The sequence below is a fragment of the Streptomyces sp. NBC_00223 genome (genome assembly GCF_036199905.1).
Lineage (GTDB): Bacteria > Actinomycetota > Actinomycetes > Streptomycetales > Streptomycetaceae > Actinacidiphila.
This window is the reverse complement of sequence record NZ_CP108109.1, coordinates 7,005,091-7,029,405: the sequence shown is the minus strand read 5'-3', so window position 1 is coordinate 7,029,405 and position 24,315 is coordinate 7,005,091. Positions and strand designations below refer to the sequence as shown.

The 24,315-nt window shown below is 75.8% G+C and carries 6 protein-coding genes; 1 reads left to right on the top strand and 5 read right to left on the bottom strand.

Annotation, left to right across the window (positions count from 1 at the left end; translation table 11 throughout):
* Positions 1-113 precede the first annotated feature (113 nt).
* Positions 114-2,990, top strand: a complete 2,877-nt coding sequence (locus OHA30_RS29955; protein ID WP_328916997.1) for a helix-turn-helix transcriptional regulator — start codon at positions 114-116, stop codon at positions 2,988-2,990.
* Positions 2,991-3,066: 76 nt separating this feature from the next.
* On the opposite strand, the gene OHA30_RS29950 is transcribed toward OHA30_RS29955, so the two are convergent.
* The 5 genes from OHA30_RS29950 to OHA30_RS29930 form a co-directional block, all read right to left on the bottom strand.
* Positions 3,067-3,837 (bottom strand): AfsR/SARP family transcriptional regulator, encoded by a 771-nt coding sequence (locus OHA30_RS29950; protein WP_328916996.1) that lies wholly within the window; start codon positions 3,835-3,837, stop codon positions 3,067-3,069.
* Positions 3,838-3,999: 162 nt separating this feature from the next.
* A complete protein-coding gene (locus OHA30_RS29945) occupies positions 4,000-4,812 on the bottom strand; it encodes a thioesterase II family protein (protein WP_328916995.1) in 813 nt (270 codons plus the stop codon).
* Between the two features lies 1 nt (position 4,813).
* The gene (locus tag OHA30_RS29940; protein ID WP_328916994.1) at positions 4,814-7,966 is read right to left on the bottom strand and encodes a type I polyketide synthase; all 3,153 of its coding nucleotides are present in this window, start codon (positions 7,964-7,966) and stop codon (positions 4,814-4,816) included.
* A complete protein-coding gene (locus tag OHA30_RS29935) occupies positions 7,963-13,590 on the bottom strand; it encodes a type I polyketide synthase (RefSeq protein ID WP_328916993.1) in 5,628 nt (1,875 codons plus the stop codon). Before OHA30_RS29935 ends, OHA30_RS29940 begins: the two co-directional genes overlap by 4 nt.
* Positions 13,591-13,692: 102 nt before the next feature.
* Entirely contained in the window at positions 13,693-24,165 is a 10,473-nt protein-coding gene (locus OHA30_RS29930) for an SDR family NAD(P)-dependent oxidoreductase (protein ID WP_328916992.1), read from the bottom strand.
* Positions 24,166-24,315: the final 150 nt, after the last annotated feature.

Genomic DNA, 24,315 nt, shown 5'->3' with positions numbered 1-24,315 from the left:
CTCCGAAAGTGCCCAAACTCGGCATTCCAACGGGGGAACGCCGTCCTGCACGTCGTCGTCGGCGGTCCCTGGGCCGACGGCACTGAGCGGAGGGGATGATTCAAGTGGCTGAGATGACGATCGCGCGAAGCCTTCCTGTCGACACCTTTCATCAGGCCGCCGCGGAGCGGCTGACCACGGCTCTGGACGCGGTGCGGTGCGGCGAGGGCGCCGTGATCGAGCTGACCGGCGAGCCGGGCATCGGCAAGACCCGGCTGCTGTCCCGGCTCGGCGAAGAGGCCACGCGGCTCGGGGTCCGGGTCCTGTCCGGGCGGTGCACCGAGGCGGAGCACGACCTTCCCTTCCAGTCGGTGCGCAACGCCCTGCGGCTGCCGCCCCAGCAGCTCCCGCCGACCCCGCCCGGCGCCCGCCCCCAGGACGACGGCGACCTTCTCGCCCGGTACGAGGAGGTGCGCGGCGCGCTGACGGCGGCGGCGTACGACGGCGGACTGCTGCTCGTGCTCGACGACTTCCACTGGGCGGACGACGCCTCGGTCGCCGCCCTCGACCATCTGCTGCGCTGGCCGGTGGACGCGCCGCTGCTGGTGGTGGCCGCGCAGCGGCCCCGGCAGGTGTCCCGGGCGGCCCGCGGGGTGTTCGCCCGCGGCCTGGCGACCGGAGCGGTCCGGCGGATCGAACTGACCGGGCTCGACCCGGAGTCGGCCGCGGATCTGCTCGGCATGCCGTCCACCGCACCGCAGTTGGCGGAGCTGTTACTGGCGGCCGACGGCAACCCGCTGTACCTGCGGGCGATGGCCCACGCCGGGCCGGCCAGATGGCGGGACCCGGTCACCGGCTGCGCGGCCGACGTCCCCGAGCAGATCGCCGCGCTGCTGCTGGCCGAAGTCGCCGCGCTGGCCCCCGCCGAGCGCCGGCTGCTGGACGCGGCGGCCGTGCTCGGCCAGGAGTTCTTCATCGAAACGGCCGCGGACGTCGCCGAGTTGATGCCCGGCCAGGCGTACTCCGCGCTGGACGGACTGACCCGCCGCGATCTGGTGCGGGCCAACTCCTGCGGGTCCGCCTTCACCGTGCGGCACCCGGTGCTCGGCCGGGTCCTCTACACCGACACCGACCCGGGGTGGCGGGCGCTGGCCCACGACCGGGCCCGCAGGTCGCTGTCGCGGCAGGGCGCGGGCGCGGTCCGGCTGGCCGGGCACATCGAGCGTTCGCTCGTGGTCCGGCGCGCCGACCTGCCGGTGCTGACCCGGGCCGCCGAGGACAGCATGCACACCTCCCCGGCCGCGGCCGTGCACTGGCTGCGGCTGGCGCTGCGCGTGCTGCCCGAGGAGCACGAGGGCGACCGGCGCCGGCTCGAACTGATGCTTCTGCTGGCCCGCGCGCTCGGCGCGATGGGCAAGCCCGGCGAGAGCCGCGACCTGCTGCACGGCATCCTCCATCTCATCCCGGCGGAGACCAGCAATCTGCGGGTCTCGGCGCTCTCGCACTGCGCGCTGATGGACTGCTTCCTCGGCAACAACATCGAGGCGTGGGCCATGCTCGAACAGGAGCTGGCGAGCATCCTGGCCGACCCGACGCCCGAGGCGGCGCCGCTGATCATCGAGCACGAGGTCATCGGCCTGGTCGCCAAACGGGCGCCCGACCACGACCGGCTCGACCTCGCGATCCGGCTCGCCCGGGACGCGGGCGACCGGCTCACCGAGGCGGGCGCGTACGCCCTGCGGGCCATCCGTTCCGCGCTGGACGGGCGGCTCGGCCCGGCCGAGGCGGCGGTGGAGTCGAGCGCGGCGATCCTGGACAGCCTCTCGGACCGCGACCTCGTCCCGCATCTGGAGCACCTGGGCACGCTCGGCTGGGCGGAGCTGTTCCTCGGCCGGTTCACCTCGGCGGAGCGGCACTTCACCCGGGGAATGGCGATCACCTACCGGACCGGCCCCGAGGTCGCCTTCCCCGCGCTGCTCAGCGGGCTGGCGATGATCTACCGCTTCCGGGGCCCGAGCCCCGGCGCCTGCCGGATCACCGAGTGGGCCGCGGCGGTCGCCGACCGGATGGGCGCAGGGGACGACGTTCGGGGTCTGACCCAGGTCCTGGCGGCGGCCGGCACGATGTGGACCGACCGGGACACCAGCGCCCGGGTACTGGCGGAGGCGGCGACCGCCCTGGAGCGGGCCACCTTCGGCACCTGCTACTGGAACGCCACCGGGGCGGTCGCCCTGGCGAGCGTGGCGGCGCCCGGCGGTGACCCCCGGGAGACGGTGGCCCTGCTGATGCGCGCGGGCGGCACCCCGGCGCTGTCCGAACTCCCCTGCTTCCTCGACCTGTTGCGACCGCTGCTGTTCGAGCTGCTGACGGACGCGGGCAGCCGCACCGGGCACCCCGCCACCCCGCGCTGGGCGTCGCGGGCGGCGGACGCGGCGCTGCGGATGGACCTGCCGCACCTGCGGGCGTTCGCCCTGCTGGCCCGGGCGCACGGCGAGCGGCGCGACGACCCGGCCGGGGCCGCCGACTCCTGCGCCAGGGCCGCCGAGGACTTCGGCGCCGCGGGGCTGTGGCTCCAGCAGGCGCTGGCACTCGACCGGGCCGCGGCGAGCGCGACGGCCGGCGGCGACACCGTCGGAGCGGTACGGCTGCTGGAGCGGGCCCGGGAGTCCGCCCGGCGCTGCGGTGCGGTGGTGGTCGAGCGGGAGGTCGACCGGCGGCTGCGGCTTCTGCGGGTGCCGCGTCCGGCGGCCGGGCCGGAGATCGCGCGGGCGACCGTACCGGCCCGGCAGGTGGAGCGGCCCCGGGCGGCCGTGCAGCCGCTGCTGGGGATGCTGACCCGGCGGGAGACGGAGGTCGCGCGGGCGGCCGGCACGGGCAAGAAGACCAGGGAGATCGCCCAGGAGCTGTATCTGAGCCCGCGGACGGTCGACTGCCATCTGACCCGTATCTACCGCAAGCTCAACATCGGTTCGCGGGCGGCGCTGGTGCATCTGCTGGCGCAGAGCGACTGATCCCCGGGCGCGCGGGTTCGCCCGGCGGTTCTGAGTGGCGGGGGCGGGGGCCATGGCGCCCCCGCCCCCGCCGTGCTCAGCCGGCCAGTTGGCGGTTCAGCTCGTCGTCGTCCGCGAGGATGGCGTGCTGGAGCCTGCGCAGCGCCCGCCCCGGCTCGATGCCCAACTCCTCGCGCAGCACCCGGCGTACGTCCTGATAGACCCGCAGTGCGTCGGCCTGCCGTTCCGCGCGGTACAGCGCGAGCATCAACTGCCGCTGGAACGACTCGCGCAGCGGGTACTCGGCGGTCAACGCGTAGAGGTCGCCGATCAGTTCGCGGTGCCGTCCCAGAGCGAGCTGTGCCTCCACCCCCATCTCCGTGCACTCGATCCTGGCCTCCTCCAGCCAGGTGACGAAGCCGCGCACGATCGGGCCCTCGGACAGGTCGCCGAGCACCGGCCCGCGCAGCAGGGCGAGCGCGCTCTCGTAGGCGCGGGCGGCCTCGGGGTACAGACCTTCGCGGCTGAGCGCGCGGCCGTCGCACATCAGGCGCTGGAAGTCGTGCAGATCCAGGCTGTCGGGACCGACCCGCAGCATGTACCCGGCCGGCAGGGTGACGATCGGGGTGGGCACGCCGGGGCGGGTGAGCATCTTGCGTAACTGCGAGACGTACACATGCAGGGACGCCCTTACCTTCAGCGGAGGATTACGGTCCCATATCTCGCTGATCAGCTGATCGACCGTGACCACCTGATCGGATCTGATCAGCAGCGTGGCCAGCAGCACCTCCACCTTGTGCGCGCTGATGGTCGCCGCATTTCCGGTGCCGTCCACGATGCGGAGCGGCCCCAGGATTTCATACCTCAATGTGATCCCCCGTAGCTACCGGCACTCTCTTTTCGTCCGGGATGCATCCAGCTTGCCATCCGTCAAGAGCGCCCACATCAGAGAAACTACGTAGGAGGGGATATCCGGGTATGACCGCCGTCACCTTTCCGGCGCGAACGGAAGCGTGAATTCACGGAGTTTTCACAATCGCTGAGCAACCTTCGTTCCCGCGAGCCGGGTACGTACGGCGGACAGCAGGTCGGGGGTCCAGCCGCCGGAGTAGAAGTGCCCGCCGGGGAGCACGCCGAGCGTGAACGGACCGGTGGTGTGGTCACGCCAGGCCAGGGCCTGTTCGAGGTCGGTCAGCGGGTCGTCCTCGGCGAGCAGGACGGCCACCGGGGTGCTGAGCCGGGCGGTGGTGACCGGGTGGGTCTCGATGGCCCGGTAGTCGGCGCGCAGCGCCGGGAGCGCGGCCCGCAGCAGTTCGCCGCTCCTGAACAGCGCGGATTCGGTGCCGCCGACCCGGCCCAGCTCGGCGATCAGGCCGTCGTCGTCGTAGGTGTGCACCGCGGAGTGGGTGGGGAGCGAGGGCGCCCGGCGGTTGGAGGCGAGGAGCAGGGCAGGCGGGGTGCCGGCCGCCTCCAGGCGCAGCGCCACCTCGAAGGCGAGGGTGGCGCCCATGCTGTGGCCGAACAGGACGAGCCGGCGGCCGCGCAGCCCGGGCAGAGCGCCGTCGGCGAAGTCCGGTGCGCCCGTTCGGTCCTCCTCGGCGAAGGTCTCCCGGATCAGCGCCCGGTGGACCCGGTCGGCCAGCAACCCGGCGTCGCCGAGGGGCGGTTCCGCCATCCGGTCCTGGCGGCCCGGGTACTGCACCGCGAGCACCTGGGTGCCGGGGGCCAGGGCGCGCGAGAGCGGATGGTAGAAGCCGGCCGAGCCGCCCGCGTGCGGGAAGCACACCATGACGGTGTCCGCGTCGGGCGCGTCGTGGAAGCGGCGGATCCAGCGTGGGGGCATGTCAGGCGGCCTCGTCGAATTCGGCCGCGATGTACGCGGCGAGGGCGTCGGGGGTCGGGTTCTCGAACACGGCGAGCGCGGGCAGATCGAGGCCGGTGACCTCGGCGAGCCGGTTGCGCAGTTCCAGGGCGGAGAAGGACGTGAAGCCCAGGTCGAGGAAGGCGTCGGCGCCGGTGACCGCGCCGGAGTCGGTGTGCCCGAGCACCAGGGAGGCGTAGCGCCGCACGAGTTGGCCGACGTGCTCGGTGCGTTCGGCGGCGCCGAGCTTCGCGAGCAGGGCGGCGGTGTCGGGCCCGGTCTCCTCGGTCGCGTCGCTGTCCTCTTCGGGGGCGGGCGCGAGCGTGACGACCCGGCCGGGCAGTGCCCGCGGCCAGTAGCGGCGGCGCTGGAAGGCGTACGTCGGCAGGTCGACCCGGGGCGTACGCGGGCCGTGCGCGGCGGACCAGTCGACGGTGACGCCGTCCGTGTGCAGCCCGGCCAGCGCGGTCAGCGCGGTGGTCACCTCCGGCTGCCCGGAGCGCAGCAGCCCGGTCAGGAACGGCGCCGCGGCCTCCGTACCGCTCTCCTTGCGTACGGCGAGCAGCGTCTCGTTGGCCATCGGGGTCAGTACGGCGTCCGGGCCCAGTTCCAGGAAGCGGTCCACTCCCCGCTCGGCGAGGTGTCGTACGCAGTCGTGGAAGCGGACGGCGTGCCGGATGTGGCGGGCCCAGTGACCGGGGTCGGCCAGTTCCGCGTCCGTGGCCGGGCGGCCGGTGAGGTCGGAGACGACCGGGACGGCGGCCGGGCGGAAGTCGAGCCCGGCGGCGACGGCCCGGAAGGCGTCGAGCACGGGTTCCATGTGCGGGGAGTGGAAGGCGTGGCTGACGGTCAGCCGCTTGGTCTTGCGGCCCCGGGCCCGCCACTGCCCGGCGAGTGCGGTGGCCGCGTCCTCGTCGCCCGAGATCACCACGGAGGCGGGCCCGTTGACGGCCGCGATGTCCACGGCCTCGTCCTGGCCGGCCAGCAGCTCGCGTATCTCCTCCTCGGTCCCCTGCATCGCGACCATCGCCCCGCCCTGCGGCAGCGACTGCATGAGCCGGCCCCGGGCGGCGACCAGGGTGCAGGCGTCGGCGAGGGAGAGCACGCCCGCGCAGTGGACGGCGGCCAGTTCGCCGATGGAGTGGCCGACGACGACATCGGGCCGTACCCCGAAGGACTCCACCAGGCGGAAGAGCGCCACTTCGAGGGTGAACAGCGACGCCTGCGTGAAGACGGTGCTGTTGAGCAGGTCGGCCTCGGGGCTGCCGGGCGCGGCGAACATCAGCTCGCGCGGGTCCCGGCCGAGGACCGGGGCGAAGTGCGCGCAGGCGGCGTCGACGGAGGCGGCGAAGACGCCGAAGGTCTCGTACAGATCCTGTCCCATGCGGGGGCGCTGGCTGCCCTGGCCGGTGAAGAGGAAAGCGGTACGGCCGGGGCCGCGGTGGGTTCCGGTGACCAGGCCGGGGGCGGGTTCGCCCGCGGCGAGCGCGCCGAGCCCGGCCAGTACGCCGGCCCGGTCGCGGCCGAGCACGGCGGCGCGGTGGGTGAAGGCGGTACGGGTGGCGGCCAGCGCCGCCGCGGTGCCGGGGAGGTCCGGGCCGGGGGCGGACTCGGCCCAGGCGCGCAGCCGTTCGGCCTGGGCGCGCAGCGCGGCGGGCGACTTCGCGGAGAGGGTCCACACGGAAAGTCCGCCCTCCCCCGCCCGCTCGCCGCCGTCGCCTTCCGCCGTCGGCGCTTCGGCCTCGGCGGGTGCCTCCTCGATGATGACATGGGCGTTGGTGCCGCTGATGCCGAACGCCGACACGCCCGCCCGGCGGACCCGTTCGCCCCTGGGCCAAGCGGTCTCCCGGGTCAGCAGCCGCACTCCGCTGCCGTCCCAGTCGACATGGCGTGAGGGCCGCTCCGCGTGCAGGGTCGGCGGCAGGACGCCGTGCCGCAGCGCCAGCACCATCTTCATCACGCCGGCGACGCCCGCGGCGGCCTGGGTGTGGCCGATGTTGGACTTGAGCGAGCCGAGCAGCAGCGGCCGGTCGGCGCGGCCCCTGCCGTACGTGGCGAGCAGCGCGCCCGCCTCGATCGGGTCGCCCAGTACGGTGCCGGTGCCGTGGCCCTCGACCGCGTCGATGTCGCCCGCGCCGACCCCGGCGGCGGAGAGCGCGGCGCGGATCACCCGTTCCTGGGAGGGGCCGTTGGGCGCGGTCAGGCCGTTGGAGGCACCGTCCTGGTTGACGGCCGAGCCGCGGATCACGCCCCACACCTGGTGGCCCAGACGGCGGGCGTCGGAGAGGCGTTCGACGACGAGCATGCCCACGCCCTCGGCCCACCCGGTACCGTCCGCGTCGTCCCCGAACGCCTTGCAGCGCCCGTCGGCGGCCAGGCCGCCCTGCCGGGAGAACTCGACGAAGACCCCGGGCGAGGACATCACGGTGACCCCGCCGACCAGGGCGAGCGAGCACTCGCCGGCCCGCAGCGCCGCCGCGGCCTGGTGGAGGGCGACCAGCGAGGACGAGCAGGCGGTGTCCAGGGTGACCGCGGGCCCCTCCAGGCCGAGGGTGTACGCGACGCGGCCGGAGATCACGCTGGTCGTCGTACCCGTGGCGAGATAGCCCTCGACCTCGGCGAGCGCGGGGCCGTTCTGCAGCAGGTAGTCCTGCGACAGCACGCCGACGTACACGCCCGTGGCGGTGCCGCGCAGGGACGTCGGGTCGATCCCGGCGTGCTCAAGGGCCTCCCAGGAGGTCTCCAGGACCAGCCGCTGCTGCGGGTCCATGCCCAGGGCCTCGCGCGGGCTGATGCCGAAGAACGCGGCGTCGAAGCGGTCGGCGTCGTGGACGAAGCCGCCGACCTTGACCTTGGAGGTGCCGGGACGGTCCGACTCCGGGTCGTACAGCGCGTCGACGTCCCAGCCGCGGTTGTCGGGGAAGTCCCCGATCACGTCCCGGCCCTGGGAGACCGCCTCCCACAGCCGCTCGGGCGAGTCGATGCCGCCCGGCAGCCGGCAGCCCATGCCCACGATCGCGACGGGCTCGCGCAGCGAGTCCTCCAGGGCCCTCAACCGCTGCCTGGTGTCGCGCAGTTCGGCGGTGGCCCGCTTGAGGTAGTCGACGAGTTTGGTCTCGTCCGTGGTAGCCGTCATAGCCCGAGTTCCTTGTCGAGGAGGTCGAATATCTCGTCGGCGGTGGCCGTGGCCAGGTCGGCGCTCTCCAGGGGGGCGTCCGCTCCCGGTACGGCGGCCGGTACGGCCGAGGTCAGCCGGTCGAGCAGCCGCCGGACCCGGGGGGCGACGGCCGGGTCGACCGCGGCGGTGTCGGGGACGCGGGCCAACGCGGCTTCCAGGCGCTCAAGTTCGGCCAGCAGCGTGTCCCCGTCGGGTACGGGCCCGGCCGCCGGGCCCGCGTCCGCCGCGAGACGGTCGAGGACGTACGAGGTGACCGCGCCCGGGGTGGGGTGGTCGAAGATCAGCGTGGCCGGGAGCCGCAGTCCGCTCGCCGCCTGGAGCCGGTTGCGCAGCTCCACGGCGGTCAGTGAGTCGAAGCCGAGGTTCTTGAAGGGCTGTTCGGGCGCGAAGGCGTCACTGCTGCCGTGGCCGAGGACGGTACCGACCGTGCGCATCACCAAGTCCTGTACGGCGGTGAGGCGTTCGGCGGTGTCGAGGGCGGCGAGGCGGTCGGCGAGGGCGCCGGACTCCTCGGCAGCCGAGGCCGCGGCGGCGGCCTCGGTGGCGGCGGTGGCCTCGGGGGCGGCGGGGGCGCGGACCGCCGCGCTCAGGACGGCCGGGAGCGTGCCGGCCGCGGCCTGCGCGCGCAGCGCCGCCGTGTCCAGCTTCGCCGCGAGCACGTCGCGGCGGCCGTCCGCGAGGGCCCGGTCGAGGTGGACGAGTGCTTCCGCCTCGCTCATCGGGGCCAGGCCGAGGCGGGCCACCCTGGCGGTGTCGGCGGCGGTGAGATGTCCGGTCATGCCGCTGGCCCGCGCCCAGTGGCCCCAGGCCAGTGAGGTGCCGGGCAGCCCGAGGGAGCGGCGGTGGTGGGCGAGGGCGTCCAGGAAGGTGTTGGCGGCCGCGTAGTTGGCCTGGCCCGCGCTGCCGAGGACGCCCGCCGCCGAGGAGAAGAGCACGAAGGCGGCGAGATCGAGGTTGCGGGTGGCCCGGTGCAGATGCCAGGCGGCGTCGGCCTTGGGGCGCAGTACGGTGTCCAGCTGCCCGGGGGTGAGCGAGGTGACGACGGCGTCGTCCAGTACGCCCGCCAGGTGGACAACGGCGGTCAGCGGGCGGTCGGCGGGGATGTCCGCGAGCAGGGCGCGTACGGCCTGCTCGTCTGCGGTGTCGCAGGCCGCGAGGGTGATGTCCGCTCCGAGCGCGGTGAGTTCGTCCCGCAGCTCGGTGGCGCCGGGCGCGTCGGGGCCCCGGCGGCCGGCCAGCAGGAGGTGGCGCACTCCGTGCTCGGTGACGAGATGCCGGGCGACGATCCCGCCGAGTGTGCCCGTACCGCCGGTGAGCAGCACGGTCCCTTCGGGGTGCCGGCTCTCCCAACTGCCGCTCCGGCCCGGCGACTCGGTGTCGGGCGCCGCCGCCCGGACGAGGCGGGGGAGGTACACCGTGCCCTCGCGCAGGGCCAGTTGGGGTTCGCCGCTGCCGAGCGCTGCGGTCAGCGCGCGGTCGGACGCCTCGCTGCCGTCCGTGTCCACGAGCACGAAACGGCCCGGGTGTTCGGTCTGCGCGCTGCGCAGCAGCCCCCAGACCGCGGCGCCCGCGAGGTCGGTGATGCCTTCGTCGCCCGTGACGGCGACCGCCGAGCGTGTCACGAAGGCGAGTACGGCGTCGTCGCCCAACTCCTCGGCGGCCAGCCATTGCCGTACCAGCGCCAGCGCTTCCGCCGCCGCTTCGCGCGCGGCCCCGGCCGCGTCCGCCGCACCGCCGCGGCCCGCGCCGACCAGTGCCGTCAGGGGCCCGGCGCCGACCGTGGCGGCCAACTCCGTGACGCCTGACCGGAGGTCGAAGTCCGCTCCCCCGGCCTTGAGCGCCGAGGCCAGCGTCTGGCCGTCCTCGCCGAGCAACGCCCAGGCGGTGTGCGGCGGTCGGCCGGACAGGGGCAGCGGTGTCCAGTCCAGGTGCCAGGGCCGTTCCGTGACGCCCGCCGCGGCGAGCTGGCCCGCGGTGACCGGCCGGGTGGTGAGCCGGTCGACGGTGGCGACCGTACGGCCGGACCCGTCGGTGAGCGTCAGCGACACCCCGTCGTCCCCGGCGGGGGTGAGCGCGGCCCGCAGGGCGGTGGCGCCGGGGGCCGTGACCTCCACCCCGGACCAGGAGAACGGCAGCCGGGTCTCGGTGAAGCCGAGCGCGAGCGGGTGGAGCACGGCGTCGAGCAGCGCCGGGTGCAGCGGGTGGGTGTCGGGGGCGACCCCGTCGGGCAGCCGTACCTCTGCGTACAGGGTCCCGCCGTCGCGGTGGGCGGCGCGCAGGCCGCGGAAGGCGGGCCCGTAGCCGTAGCCGAGGCCGAGCAGGGCCGCGTAGGGGTCGTCGCCGCCGAGGGGGACGGCGGTGGCCGGGGGCCGCACCGGGCCGTGGGGCACGGCGCCGGAGGAGGGGGTGAGCGTCCCGGTGGCGTGCCGGGTCCAGGGCGCGCCCTCCTCCGCCGGCCGGGAGTGGATGTCGACGGACCTGGCGCCGTCCGGGCCGGGCGCGCCCACGGTGACCTGGAGCCGTACGGTCGCGTCGGCGGGCAGCACCAGCGGGGCCTGGAGGGTCAGTTCCTCGATCCGGGGGCTGCCGGTGCGGGCGCCCGCGTGCAGGGCGAGGTCCACGAAGCCGGTGCCGGGCAGCAGCACCGTGCCGCCGACGGAGTGGTCGGCGAGCCAGGGGCGGTCGCGCGGGGAGAGCCGGCCGGTGAAGACCGTGCCGGAGCCGTCGGCGAGTTCGGTGACGGCGCCGAGCAGCGGGTGCCCGGGGTCGGTGAGCCCGGCGGCGGCCACATCGCCGACGGGGGCGGTGTGTTCGAGCCAGTAGCGGCGGCGCTGGAAGGCGTACGTCGGCAGGGGCGCGGGCCCGTCGGGGTGCGGGGGCACGAGGGCGGACCAGTCGACGGGCAGTCCGGCCGCGTGCGCCTGGCCCGCGGCGAGCAGCAGCCGGTCCCGGCCGCCGTCGTCGCGCCGCAGGGTGCCGAACACCCGGGCGTCGGGCGTGCCCGCGGCCTCGGTGATGTGCTCGATGCCGATGGTCAGCACCGGGTGGGAGCTGCTTTCGACGAACCGGTCGTAGCCCGCGTCGAGCAGCCCGCGCACGGCGGACTCGAACCGTACGGTCTGCCGCAGGTTCCGGTACCAGTAGTCCGCGCCGAGCGCGGTGGTGTCGATGAAGCCGCCCTCCACGGTGGAGTAGAAGGGGATACGGGCGGTGACCGGGCGGACGGGGGCGAGCAGCCGCAGCACCTCGTCGCGGATCTCCTCGACGTGCGGGGAGTGCGAGGCGTAGGTCACCGGCACGAGACGGGCCTTGACCTCCTGCTCCTGGTAGGCGGAGACGATCTCCTCCAGCGCCGCGCGGTCGCCCGCGATCACCGTGCTGGTGGGGCCGTTGACGGCGGCGACGCTCAACCGGCCCTCGTACGCGGTCAGTCGGGACTCGACCTCGGCGGCGGGCAGCGGCACGGAGGCCATACCGCCGCGGCCCGCGATGGCCGTGATGGCCCGGCTGCGCAGGGCCACCACCCGGGCCGCGTCCGCGAGCGAGAGCGCCCCGGCGAAGTGCGCGGCGGCGATCTCGCCCTGCGAGTGGCCGACGACGGCGTCGGCGGTGACGCCGAGCGACTCCCACAGCCGGGCGAGCGAGACCATCATGGCGAACAGCGCGGGCTGCACGACCTCCACCCGGTCGAAGGAGGGCGCCCAGGCCACCCCGGAGACCGCGTCGATCAGCGACCATCCGGTGATCGGGTCGAGCGCGGCGGCGCACTCGGTCATCGCCGCCCGGAAGACGGGCTCGCTCTCCAGCAGCGCGGCGGCCATGCCCTGCCACTGCGAGCCCTGGCCGGGGAAGACGAAGACCGTGCGGCCGGGCTCGGCGGCGACGGCGCTCACCACGTGGGCGGCAGGTATGTCGTCGGCCAACGCCCGCAGACCGTCGAGGAGTTGGTCGCGTCCGGCGCCGACGACGGTGGCCCGGTGGGCGAGGTGCGCCCGGCCGGTGGCCAGGGTGCGGGCGACGGCGGCCGGGTGCGGCGCCGGGTCGCGGCCGGCCTCGGCGAGCAGCTCGCGGGCCTGGGCGCGCAGGGCGGGCGCGGTGGCGGCCGACAGCAGCCAGGCGTACGGGGGTTCGGGGCTGACGGCGGCCTTGACGGGTGTCGCGGGGGCCTGGGCGCTTTCGGGCGCCTCGGCCGGCTCGGGCGCGGCCTCAAGGATCACATGGGCGTTGGTGCCGCTGATGCCGAAGGAGGAGACGGCGGCCCGGCGCGGTGCGTCGCGCTCCGGCCAGGGCCGGGCCCGGTCGAGCAGGGCCACCGTGCCCGGGGACCAGTCCACGTGCGGGGACGGGGAGTCGATGTGCAAGGACTTCGGCAGCACCCCGTGCCGCAGCGCCAGCACCGTCTTGATGATCCCGGCGACGCCCGCGGCGGCCTGTGTGTGCCCGATGTTGGACTTCAACGACCCGAGCCACAGCGGCCGTTCGGAGTCACGTCCCTGCCCGTACGTGGCGAGCAGGGCCTGCGCCTCGATGGGGTCGCCGAGACCGGTCCCGGTGCCGTGCGCCTCGACGGCGTCGACCTCGTCGGGGGTCAGCCGGGCGTCGGCCAGCGCGTCGCGGATGACACGCTGCTGCGAGGGGCCGTTGGGGGCGGTGAGCTGGCTGCTCCGGCCGTCCTGGTTGACGGCGCTGCCGCGGATCACCGCGAGCACCTGGTGCCCGTTGGCGCGGGCGTCGGAGAGCCGTTCCAGGACGATCAGGCCGACGCCCTCGGCGAGCCCGAAGCCGTCGGCGGCCGCGGCGAAGGGCCGGCAGCGCCCGTCGCCGGACAGCGCGTGCTGCCGGCTGAACTCCACGAAGCCGCGCGGGGTCGCGATGACCGTCGCGCCGCCGGCCAGCGCGAGCGAGCACTCCCCGGCGCGCAGCGCCCGTACCGCCAGGTGGGTCGCCACTAGGGACGAGGAGCAGGCGGTGTCCAGCGTGATGGCCGGGCCTTCGAGGCCGAGGGTGTACGAGATCCGGCCGGACGCCACGCTGGTGGTGCCGCCGGTGAGCAGATAGCCCTCCAGCGGGCCGGTGCCGGTGTCGTGCAGGCCGGGCGCGTACTCGGAGCCGATGACGCCGGTGAACACCCCGGTCCTGCTGCCGCGCAGCGCGCGCGGGTCGATGGCCGCGTCCTCCAGGGCCTCCCAGGCGGTCTCCAGCAGCAGCCGCTGCTGGGGGTCCATGGCGGCGGCCTCGCGCGGGTTGATGTCGAAGAAGGCGGCGTCGAACTCCGCGGCGCCGCGCAGGAATCCGCCGTGCCGTACGTAGGAGGTCGCGGGCCGGCTCAGCTCGGGGTCGTGGAGGGCGTCGAGGTCCCAGCCGCGGTCCTCGGGCAGCGGCCCGACCGCGTCGGTCTCGGCCGTGAGCAGGTCCCACAGCTCGCGCGGGGAGCCGACGCCGCCGGGGAAGCGGCAGCCCATGCCGACGACGGCGACCGGCTCGTGCCGGGCCTCCTCCACGTCGCGCAGGCGGCGCCTGGCCTGCTGGAGGTCGGCGGTCACCCGCTTGAGATAGTCGCGGAGCTTGTCCTCACTCGCCATGCGGTATCAACCTCTGTCCTCGGTACGGGCCTTGGTACTCGGGGTAGTCGGGCCGGTTCTGCGGTACTCGGGCCGGTGCTGCGGGCACGCCGCTCGTGGTGGTCACGACGTGCCGAGTTCGTTCTCGATGAAGTCGAAGAGTTCGTCGTCTGAGGCGCTGTCCATGTCGAGGCCGCCGCTGTCGCCGTCCGCGCCGCCGTCGGACGCGCCGAGCCTGGCCAGCAGCGCCCGCAGCCGGGGTACGGCCAGCGCGCGGGCGGCCTCGTCGGCGAGCAGGGCGTCGGCGAGCCGGTCGAGCCCTTCCAGCGGGTCGCCCTGCTCCTGTTCCGGTACGAGCCGGCTCCGCAGGTGCCGGGCGAGCGCGGCCGGGGTGGGGTGGTCGAAGAGCAGGGTGCTGGGCAGCGGGCCGCCGACCGCCGAGGCGAGCCGGTTGCGCAGCTCGACGGCGGTGAGCGAGTCGAACCCCGAGTCCATGAAGCCGCGTTCGGCCCCGATCGCCTCGGAGCCGCGGTGTCCGAGCACGGTGGCGGCGTTGCCGCGTACGAGGTCGAGCAGTACGCGGTACTGCTCGGCCTCGGACAGCCCGGCCAGGTCGGGGCCGCCGCGCGGGGCGACGGCCGGCGCGGGCGCGGCGGCGGCCGCGGTCCTGCGGACCTGGGGGGCGAGGCCGCGCAGCGGCGGGGCCAGGGTGCCGGCCGCGGCCCGCGAGCGCACCGCCGCCCGGTCGATCCTGGCGGGCACGAGTACCGGGAGCGCCGACTCCAGTGCCCGGTCCAGGAGTTGGAGCCCTTCGGCGGTGGGCAGCGGGGCCAGGCCCGAGCGGGCCATCCGGTGGACGTCGGCGTCCGTGAGGTGGCCGGTCATGGCGCTGCTCTGCTCCCAGTAGCCCCAGTCCAGGGCGAGCGCGGGCAGTCCGAGGGCGTGCCGGTGCCGGGCGAGGGCGTCCAGGAAGGTGTTCGCGGCGGCGTAGTTGCCCTGTCCGGGGTTGCCGAGCACTCCGGCGACCGAGGAGAAGAGCACGAAGGCCGCCAGGTCGGCGTCGCGGGTCAGCTCGTGCAGGTGCCAGGCGGCGTCGGCCTTGGGCCGCAGCACCGACTCGACCTGCCGGGCGGTCAGTTCGCCGAGGGTGGCGTCGTCCAGCACCCCGGCGGCGTGCACGACCGCGGTGAGCGGCCGGCCGGGGTCGACGCCCGCGAGGAGCCCGGCGACGGCGGCGCGGTCGGCAGTGTCGGCGGCCGCGAAGGTCACCTCGGCGCCGAGCGCGGTGAGTTCGGCCGCGAGTGCGTCGGCGCCGGGCGCGGCGGGACCGCGCCGCCCGGCGAGCAGCAGGTGCCGTACGCCGTGCCGGGTCACCAGGTGGCGGGCGACGAGTGCGCCGAGCGTGCCGGTGCCGCCGGTGATCAGCACGGTGCCGCCGGGGTCGAGCGGCACCGGCAGGGTCAGTACGGCCTTGCCGACGAGGGTCGCCGCGCTCAGCGCGCGGAAGGCGTCGGGCGCCTGCGCGAGGTCGTAGACCGTGGTGGGCGGCGGGGTCAGCGCGCCCGAGGCGAACAGCGGCAGCAGGTCGGCGAAGAGCCGCTGGATCACGGCGGGTTCGACGGTCAGCAGGTCGAACGCCCGGTAGACGACGCCGGGGTGGTCGGCGGCGACCCGGTCCGGGTCGCGCGGGTCGGTCTTGCCCATCTCCACGAACCGTCCGCCGTCGCCGAGCAGTTCGAGGGAGGCGTCGGTGAACTCGCCCGCGAGGGCGTTGAGCACGACGTCCACGGCGAGGCCGGGGTCGGCCGCGCGCAGCCGGTCGGCGAAGCGCGGGTCGCGGGAGGAGGCGATCCGGTCCGCGTCGACGCCCTGGGCGCGCAGCGCGGGCCACTTGGCGGGAGAGGCGGTGGCGAGCACGCGGGCGCCGTGGTGCACGGCGAGCTGGACTGCGGCGCTGCCGACACCGCCGGCCGCCGCGTGCACGAGCACGGACTCGCCGGGCCCCAGCGCGCCGAGTTCCAGCAGTCCGTAGGCGGCGGTGAGGAAGGCCACGGGCGCGGCGGCGGCCTGGGCGAAGGTCCAGCCCTCGGGGACGCGGGCCAGCAGCCGGTGGTCGGCGACCGCGACCGGGCCGAGCGCTCCGGGCAGCAGGCCCATCACCCGGTCGCCGGGGGCGAGCGTGGTGACACCGGGGCCGGTCCCGGTGACCACGCCCGCGCCCTCTATGCCGATCCTGGCCTCGCCCGGGTAGACGCCGAGCGCGATCAGCACGTCACGGAAGTTGAGCCCGGCGGCGCGCAGCGCGATCCTCACCTGCCCCTCGGCGAGCGGCTGTTCGGCCTCGGGGTAGGGCAGCACGGCCAGATTCTCCAGGGTGCCGGCGGCGGTGACGTCCAGCCGGTGGCCGGCCGGGACGGTGAGCGCGGCGGTCTGCGGGCGGCCGAGCCGGGGTGCGTACAACGCGCCGCCGCTCAGCGCGAGTTGGGGTTCGCCGGTGGCGACGGCGGCGGCCAGCGCCGGGTAGTCGGGGGCGTCCTCGGGCGTGTCGGTGTCGATCAGGACGAAGCGGCCGGGGTGCTCGGACTGGGCCGAGCGCACCAGGCCCCACGCAGGCGACTGGCCGAGCGAGGCCGTGCCCGCAGCGTCCGGTCCCGGCAGCGCCGCGCGGCGGGTGACGACGACCAGCCGGGTCGCGGTGTACCGCTCGTCGGCCAGCCAGTCCTGGAGCAGGTCGAGCAGATGCGCGGTGGTGTGGTGGGCGTCGCCGACCGGCTCGTCGCCGTATCCGCCCTGCGGCAGGAAGACGAGGTCGGGCAGGGGCGCTCCGGCGGCGAGGGCCGTACCGAGCGCGGGCAGGTCGCGGTGCTCGCCGCCGGGGCCGACCACCGCCCAACTCGGCGTGGTGTCGGCGCCGTTGGCCTCGGCCACCGGCAGCCAGTCGAGTACGTAGAGGCTGTCGTCCGCCGCCGGGGCGAACTGTTCGGGCGACAGCGGCCGCAGGGCCAGCGCGTCCACGGTGACCACGGGCCGCCCTTCGCTGTCGGCGGCGGTGACGCGTACGGTGTCGGGCCGCTCCGGGTCCGGGCTGATCCGGACCCGCAGCGCGCCCGCGCCCACGGCGTGCAGCTCCACGCCGGACCAGCTGAACGGCAGTCGGGTGTTGTCGCCGCCGGTCAGGCCGACCGCCGGGTGCAGGGCGGCGTCCAGCAGGGCGGGGTGCAGGCCGAAGGCGGCGGCGTCCCCCGTGTCCGGGGTGTCCGGGCTCAGCGCGACCTCGGCGTAGAGGTCGTCGCCGTGCCGCCAGGCGGCGCGGACCGCGCGGAAGGCCGGGCCGTAGTCGTAACCGAGCGCGGCGAGCCCCGCGTACAGCTCCTCGGGGGTGACGGTGGTCGCGGCCGCGGGCGGGCGTACGTCGTCATCCGCGCCGATTGCTTGACTGACCGTCAGATGGCCGCTCGCGTGCCGGGTCCAGGGGGCGTCCTCCGGGCCGCCGTCCGGCTGCGCGTGCACGGTCACCGGCCGGCGGCCGCTGTCGTCGGCGGGCCCGACGACCGTACGCAGCCGTACCGCGCCCTGCTCCGGCAGCAACAGCGGGGCGTGCAGCGTCAGTTCCTCGATCCGCCCGGTGTCCGCCAGGTCTCCTGCGTGCAGGGCGAGCTCGACGAAGGCCGTGCCGGGCAGCAGCGCGGTGCCGAGCACCGCGTGGTCGGCGAGCCAGGGGTGGGTGCGCAGCGAGAGCCGGGTGGTGAGCACGGCCCCGGCGCCGTCGGGGAGCTTGACGGCCGCGCCGATCAGCGGGTGTTCGCTGCGGCCGAGGCCGAGGGCTCCGGCGTCACCGGCCGGCTCGGGGGCGGTGAGCCAGTAGGACTCGTGCTGGAAGGCGTACGTCGGCAGCTCCGGCAGGTCGGCCGGGCGGCGGGCCGGGAAGACGGCCCCCCAGTCCACGGCCACGCCCGCGGTGTGGGCCTCGGCGAGCGCGGTGAGGAAGCGGTCCCAGCCGCCCGTGTCCCGGCGCAGCGTTCCGTTGACGGCGGCGGTGACCCCGGCGTCCTCCAGGGTGCGCTGCACACTGACGGTGAGCACGGGGTGCGGGCTCGACTCCACGAACGCGCGGTGCCCGTCGGCGGCCGCGGCGGCGACGGCCGCGTCGAACCGTACGGTCTGCCGCAGATTGCGGTACCAGTAGGCGGCGTCCAGGGCCGCGGTGTCCAGCAGGCCCCCGGTCACGGTCGAGTAGAAGGGCACGGCCGAGGTGCGCGGCGCGATGCCGGTCAGCGCGTCGAGCACGGCCTCGCGGATCTCCTCGACGTGCGGCGAGTGCGAGGCGTAGGTGACGGGGATGAGCCGGACCCGTACGCCGTCCTCGGTCCAGCGGGCGACCAGCTCCTCCAGGGGCCCGCGGTCCCCGGCGACGACCGTGGTGTCCGGGCCGTTGACCGCGGCGACGCTCAACTCGCCCTCGTGTCCGGCCAGTCGGCGTTCCACCTCGGCGGCGGGCAGCGGTACGGAGGCCATGCCGCCCTCGCGGGCCAGGCCGGTGATCGCCCGCGCGCGCAGGGCCACGACGCGGGCGGCGTCCTCCAGTGAGAGCGCGCCCGCGATGTACGCGGCGGCGATCTCGCCCTGCGAGTGGCCGACGACGGCGTCGGGGCGCACGCCGTGGGCCTCCCAGAGCCGGGCGAGCGAGGTCATCACGGCGAAGAGGGCGGGCTGTACGACGTCCACGCGGTCCAGCGCGGTGGCGGCCGGGTCGCGCAGCACGTCGGTCAACGACCAGTCGGTGTGCGGCGCGAGGGCCTTCTCGCAGGCGGCGATGTGGTCCCGGAACACCGGGGAGGCGTCCAGCAGGCCGGCCGCCATGCCGATCCACTGCGAGCCCTGGCCGGGGAAGACGAACACGGTACGGCCGGGGTCGGCGGCCGTACCGGTCACGAGGCCGGGCTGCGGCTCGCCCTCGGCGAGGGCGGCGAGCCCGCCGAGCAGGGCGTCGCGGTCCGCGCCGACGACGGCGGCGCGGTACGGGAAGGCGGTACGGGTGGTGGCGAGCGCGGCGCCGATCGCCGCGAGCCCTTCCGGCGGAGTGGGGGCGGACACGCGGTCCTCGACCCACGCCCGCAGCCGCCCCGCCTGCGCCCGCAACGCCTCCCCACTCCCCCCGGCCACGACCCACACGGTCGCCTCACCGGCGGCTCCTGTGCTGCTTCCGGTGGCCCGGGAGCGGCCTTCCGACCCGGAGACTCCGCCCACGCGGGCGGCACCCGTATCTGCGGGCGTCGCGCCGGGCGACATGCCCGGCTCGGCGGGCGTGTCCTCCCGGGAGGCGCCCGAGTTCGCGCCCGGGTCAGCCACCTCGGCGGCAGCCCCGCCGGGGGCGGTCGGGGTCCCGGACCCCGCGCCCGGGGCGGCGGGCACGCTCCGGTCCGTGCCAGTCCCGGCGGAGCCGGAGCCGTTGGCCACTGCGGCGGGTACGACGGGCTCGCCAACACGCACGGCACCCGCGCCCGGGTCAGCCACCTCGCCGGCAGCCCCGCCGGCGGCAGCCGGGGTCCCGGACCCCGCGCCCGGGGCGGCTGCCCCGGGACCTGCGGCCTCAGCCCCAACGGCGGCGGGCAACGTCCCCGTCCCGTTGGGCGTATCCGCCGGGTCAGGCCGCTGGCCTGCGGCAGAGCCACTCACCGCGCCAAGTGCCCCGACGGTGGCACCCGAGAGCGTCCCCTCGGCCTCACCGGCCGCCCCGGAGGGCACGGCCTCGCGCGAGGCCGCTGGGTCCGCGAGCGTCGCGGACGGAGTTCCCGCCGACGCGGCGGCCGCGCCACCGGCCGACGCATTCGTGGGAGCCGTGCCCGCTCCCGTAAGCGTCGCGCCGGGCGACATCCCCGGCTCGGCGGACGTGTCCTCACGGAAGGCGGCCGGGTTCGCGGCCCCCACGCCCGGGGCGGCGGGCACGCTCCGGTCCGTGCCGGGCCCGGCGAAGCCGAAGCCCTTGGCCACTGCGGCAGGCCCGGCGGGCTCGCCCCCACGCACGCCACCCGCGCCCGGGTCAGCCACCTCGGCGACAGCCCCGCCGGGGGCAGCCGAGGTCCCGGACCCGGCACCCGGGGCAGTAGGGGCGCCCGGGTTCGTGCCAGTCCCGGCGGAGCCGGGGCCGTTGGCCGCCGAGGCGGGCCCGGCGGGCTCGCCGACGCGCGCGGCGCTCGCGGCCGCGGGCGGGGTGGGGGGTTCTTCGAGGATGACGTGGGCGTTCGTGCCGCTGATGCCGAACGCCGAGACCGCCGCGCGGCGGACCCGCGCGCCCCGGGGCCAGGGGGTGGCGCGCGTCAGCAGCCGCACCCCCGCGCCGTCCCACTCGACGTGGCGGGACGGCTGTTCCGCGTGAAGCGTTCGCGGCAGCACCCCGTGCCCGAGGGCCAGCACCATCTTGATCACGCCCGCGACGCCCGCCGCGGCCTGCGTGTGGCCGAGGTTGGACTTGAGCGAGCCGAGCAGCAGCGGCCGGTCCGTACGCCCGCGCCCGTACGTCGCCACGAGCGCGCCCGCCTCGATCGGATCGCCCAGCACCGTACCCGTCCCATGGGCCTCGACGGCGTCGACATCACCCGTACCGACCCCCGCCGAGGCGAGCGCCGCGCGGATCACCCGTTCCTGGGAAGGCCCGTTGGGCGCGGTCAGACCGTTGGACGCGCCGTCCTGGTTGATCGCCGAGCCGCGGATCACGCCCAGCACGCGGTGGCCGAGCCGCCGCGCGTCGGAGAGGCGTTCGACCACGAGCATCCCCGCGCCCTCGGCCCAGCCCGTGCCGTCCGCGCCGTCCCCGAACGCCTTGCAGCGCCCGTCGGGGGACAGCCCGCGCTGGTTGCTGAACTCGACGAACATCCCCGGCGTGGACATCACCGTGACGCCCCCGGCCAGCGCCAGCGAGCACTCGCCGGCCCGCAGCGCCTGGACGGCGAGGTGGAGCGAGACCAGCGACGAGGAGCAGGCCGTGTCCACCGTGACGGCCGGCCCTTCGAGGCCGAGGCAGTACGCGACCCGGCCGGAGACCACACTGGTGGTCGTGCCGGTGAGCGCGTACCCGTCGTAGCCCTCGGGGACCTCGGTCAGCCGGGGCCCGTAGTCCGTGGCCATCGCGCCGACGAAGACACCGGTGGCCGTGCCGCGCAGGGCCGCCGGGTCGAGGCCCGCGCGCTCCAGCGCCTCCCACGAGGTCTCCAGGACGAGCCGCTGCTGCGGGTCGACGGCGGCGGCCTCACGCGGGCTGATGCCGAAGAACGCGGCGTCGAAACCGTCCACGTCCCGGAGGAAACCGCCGTGCCGGGCGTACGACTTGCCGTGGGTGCCGGGCTCGGGGTCGTAGAGCGAGCCGAGGTCCCAGCCCCGGTCGTCGGGGAACTCCCCGATCAGGTCGCGGCCTTCGGCCAGGACGTCCCACAGCTCCTCGGGCGAGTCGACGCCGCCGGGCAGCCGGCAGGCCATGCCGACGACGGCGATCGGGTCGTCGCCGAGGCCGTCACCGAGGTCACCGGAGGCCGCGTCCGTACGATCGCCGGCAGCGTCCACGCCCTCCCCCGGCCCGGCGGCCAGCGCGGCCAGGTGCCGGGCGAGCGCCACGGGGGTCGGGTGGTCGAACGTGGCGGTGGCGGCCACCGAAAGTCCCGTCGCGGAACGCACCCGGTTGCGCAGCTCCACGCCCGCGACCGAGTCGAACCCGAGATCCTTGAACGTCTTCGCGGTGGCGACCTCGCCCGGCCGCCCGCCCGCGACGGCGGCGACGGCCGCGCGCACGACGTCGAGCAGCGCGGACTCCCGCTCTGCGGGAGCGAGTTGAACGGCGGGCGCCACGGGTGCCGCGGCCGCCGGAGCCCCGGAGGCGCCGCCCTCGGCCCGGTCCCGTTCCCCGCCCGACGTGTGGAACCAGTGGCGGGCCCGCTGGAAGGCGTACGTCGGCAGCCGCAGCCGCCCGCTCGTACCGGCGCCGAACCACCGTCCCCAGTCCACCTCGGCGCCGTGCGCGTGCGCGTCGGCGAGCGAGCCGAGGAAGTACGGCAGACCGCCGTGCCCGCGCCGCAGCGTGCCCGTGACATGGGCGGCCGAGTCGCCGACGGTCTGCTCGACGCCGACCGTGAGCACCGGGTGCGGACTGGACTCGACGAACAGCCCGTGGCCGTCGGCGACCAACTGCCGTACGACGGGCTCGAACCGGACGGTCTGCCGCAGATTGCGGTACCAGTAGGCGGCGTTCAGCGTCGCGGTGTCGACCACACCGCCGGTGACCGTCGAGTAGAAGGCGACGGAGGCCCGGCGGGGGGTGATTCCGGCGAGCAGCAGGGCGAGTTCGTCCTCGACGGCCTCGACGTGCGCGGAGTGCGAGGCGTAGTCGACGTTGACCGTACGGGCCTGCACGCCCTCGGCCTCGTACGCGGCGACCAGCGCGGCCACCGCCGTGCGGTCGCCCGAAACGACCGTGGACGAGGGGCCGTTGAGCGCGGCGACGCTCACCGCGCCGCCGAGCGCGGCCAGCCGGGCTTCGACCTCGGCGGCGGGCAGCGGCACGGAGGCCATGCCGCCGTGGCCCGCGATGGCGGTGATGGCCCGGCTGCGCAGGGCGACGATCCGGGCGGCGTCCTCCAGCGAGAGCGCGCCCGCGATGTACGCCGCGGCGATCTCGCCCTGCGAGTGGCCCACGACCGCGGTGGGACGCACCCCGTACGCCTCCCACAGCCGGGCCAGCGAGGTCATCACGGCGAAGAGCGCGGGCTGCACCACGTCCACCCGGTCGAGCGCCGAGTCGGCCGGGTCGCGCAGCACCTCGGTCAACGACCAGTCGGTGTGCGGCGCGAGGGCCTTCTCGCAGGCGGCGATATGGGCGCGGAAGACGGCGGAGGAGTCCAGCAGTTCGGCCGCCATGCCGATCCACTGCGAGCCCTGGCCGGGGAAGACGAAGACCGTACGGCCGCCCGCGCCGCCGTCGCCCCTGACCACGGCGGCCGACGGCAGTCCGGTGGCCAACGCGTCGAGTCCGTCGAGGAGTTCGTCCCGGTCCCGGCCGATGACGACGGCCCGGTGGGCGAAGGCGGTACGGGTGGTGGCCAGCGCGCGGCCGACGGCGGCGGGCTCGGGCCCGGTCCGGGCGAACTCGCGCAATTTCACGGCCTGTTCGCGCAGGCCGGCCTCTCCGGCGGCGGACAGCGGCCAGGCGAGCGCGGGCAGATCGCCCTCGCCGGCCGCCGGCCCGCCCGATTCGCCGGGGAGTTCGGCGGGCGGTTCGGCCAGCGCGAGATGGCAGTTGGTGCCGCCGACGCCGAAGGAGGAGACACCGGCGACGAGCCGGTCGTCCGGGCGCGGCCAGTCGGTGGTCTCGCGGGCGACTTCGATCCCGAGGGCGTCGAACGCGATGGCGGGGTTGGGCTGTTCGTAGTGCAGGCTCGCCGGAATCCGCCGGTGGGCGATGCTCAGCACCACCTTGAGCAGGCCCGCGATGCCCGCGGCGCCTTCCAGGTGGCCGATGTTGGTCTTCACCGATCCGACCAGCAGCGGCTGCCCGTCGGGCCGGCCGGCCGGCGCTCCCACGGCGGCTCCGAGCGCGGCGGCCTCGATGGGGTCGCCCACGGCCGTGCCGGTGCCGTGCAGTTCGACGTACTGCACCTCGGCGGCGGGGACGGCGGCCCGCCGGTAGGCGGCCCGGATCACCTCGGTCTGGGTCTGCTCGCCGGGGCGGGTGAGCCCTTCGGTGGCGCCGTCGTTGTTGAGCGCGCCGCCCAGGATCACCGCGTACACCGGGTCGCCGTCGGCGCGCGCGGCCGACAGCGGCTTGAGCACGATCACGCCCGCGCCCTCGCCGCGTACGAAGCCGTCGGCGCGCGCGTCGAAGGTGCGGCTGCGGCCGTCGGGCGACAGGGCGCCGAAGCGCTGGACGCCGAGCGCGCTCTCGGCGGCGAGGTTGAGCTGCACCCCGCCGGCCACCGCGACCGTGGACTCACCGCCGCGCAGGCTCTCGCAGGCGAGGTGCACGGCGACCAGCGACGAGGACTGCCCGGTGTCGACCAGGAGGCTCGGCCCGCGCGAACCGAGCGCGTACGACACCCGGTTGGCGATGATCGAGCGGTGCAGCCCGGTGAAGGCGTGCCGGGAGACGGCGTCGGTGCGCTGCCGGTGCAGCAAGGTGGCGTAGTCGCCGGAGCAGGCGCCGAAGAAGACCCCGGCGGACGAGTCCCGCAGGGTGGCGGGGAGGATGCCCGCGTCCTCCAGCGCCTCCCAGCTCAGCTCCAGCATCAGCCGCTGCTGGGGGTCCATGGCGTCGGCCTCGCGTGCGCTGATGCCGAAGAAGGCGGCGTCGAAGCGGTCGGCGCCCTCGATGAAGCCGCCGGTGCGGGGGGCGTCGGCGAAGGCCGGGTCGTCGGGGTCCCAGCGGTCGGCGGGCGCCCGGGTGACCGCGTCCACGCCGTCGCGCAGCAGCCGCCAGTACGCCGCCGGGTCCGGTGCCTGGGGCAGCCGGCAGGAGATGCCGACGATCGCGATCGGCTCCCGCCCCGCACGGCGGCCGGGGCCCGCGGGCTCGTCCGGGAAACGGGTGCTGTCGACTTCGCTGGTACCGGTCATCGCGTGTGATCGCCCCTCGCCGACGTGTCTGGTCTCTCCTCGACCGTAGGGAGTCGGCTAAAGGCACTCTTGCCATGCGCTTAAGACCAGGTGGGGCCGGGGCCCCGCACGGCCGTCGCCGCACCGCCGGGCACACGCCGCCCGGACATA

Bases quoted from the DNA above. Each gene is read 5' to 3' on its own strand.
- OHA30_RS29940 (WP_328916994.1), bottom strand. From the start codon at position 7,966: ATGACGGCTACCACGGACGAGACCAAACTCGTCGACTACCTCAAGCGG.
- OHA30_RS29945 (WP_328916995.1), bottom strand. From the start codon at position 4,812: ATGCCCCCACGCTGGATCCGCCGCTTCCACGACGCGCCCGACGCGGAC.
- OHA30_RS29955 (WP_328916997.1), top strand. From the start codon at position 114: ATGACGATCGCGCGAAGCCTTCCTGTCGACACCTTTCATCAGGCCGCC.
- OHA30_RS29935 (WP_328916993.1), bottom strand. From the start codon at position 13,590: ATGGCGAGTGAGGACAAGCTCCGCGACTATCTCAAGCGGGTGACCGCC.
- OHA30_RS29930 (WP_328916992.1), bottom strand. From the start codon at position 24,165: ATGACCGGTACCAGCGAAGTCGACAGCACCCGTTTCCCGGACGAGCCC.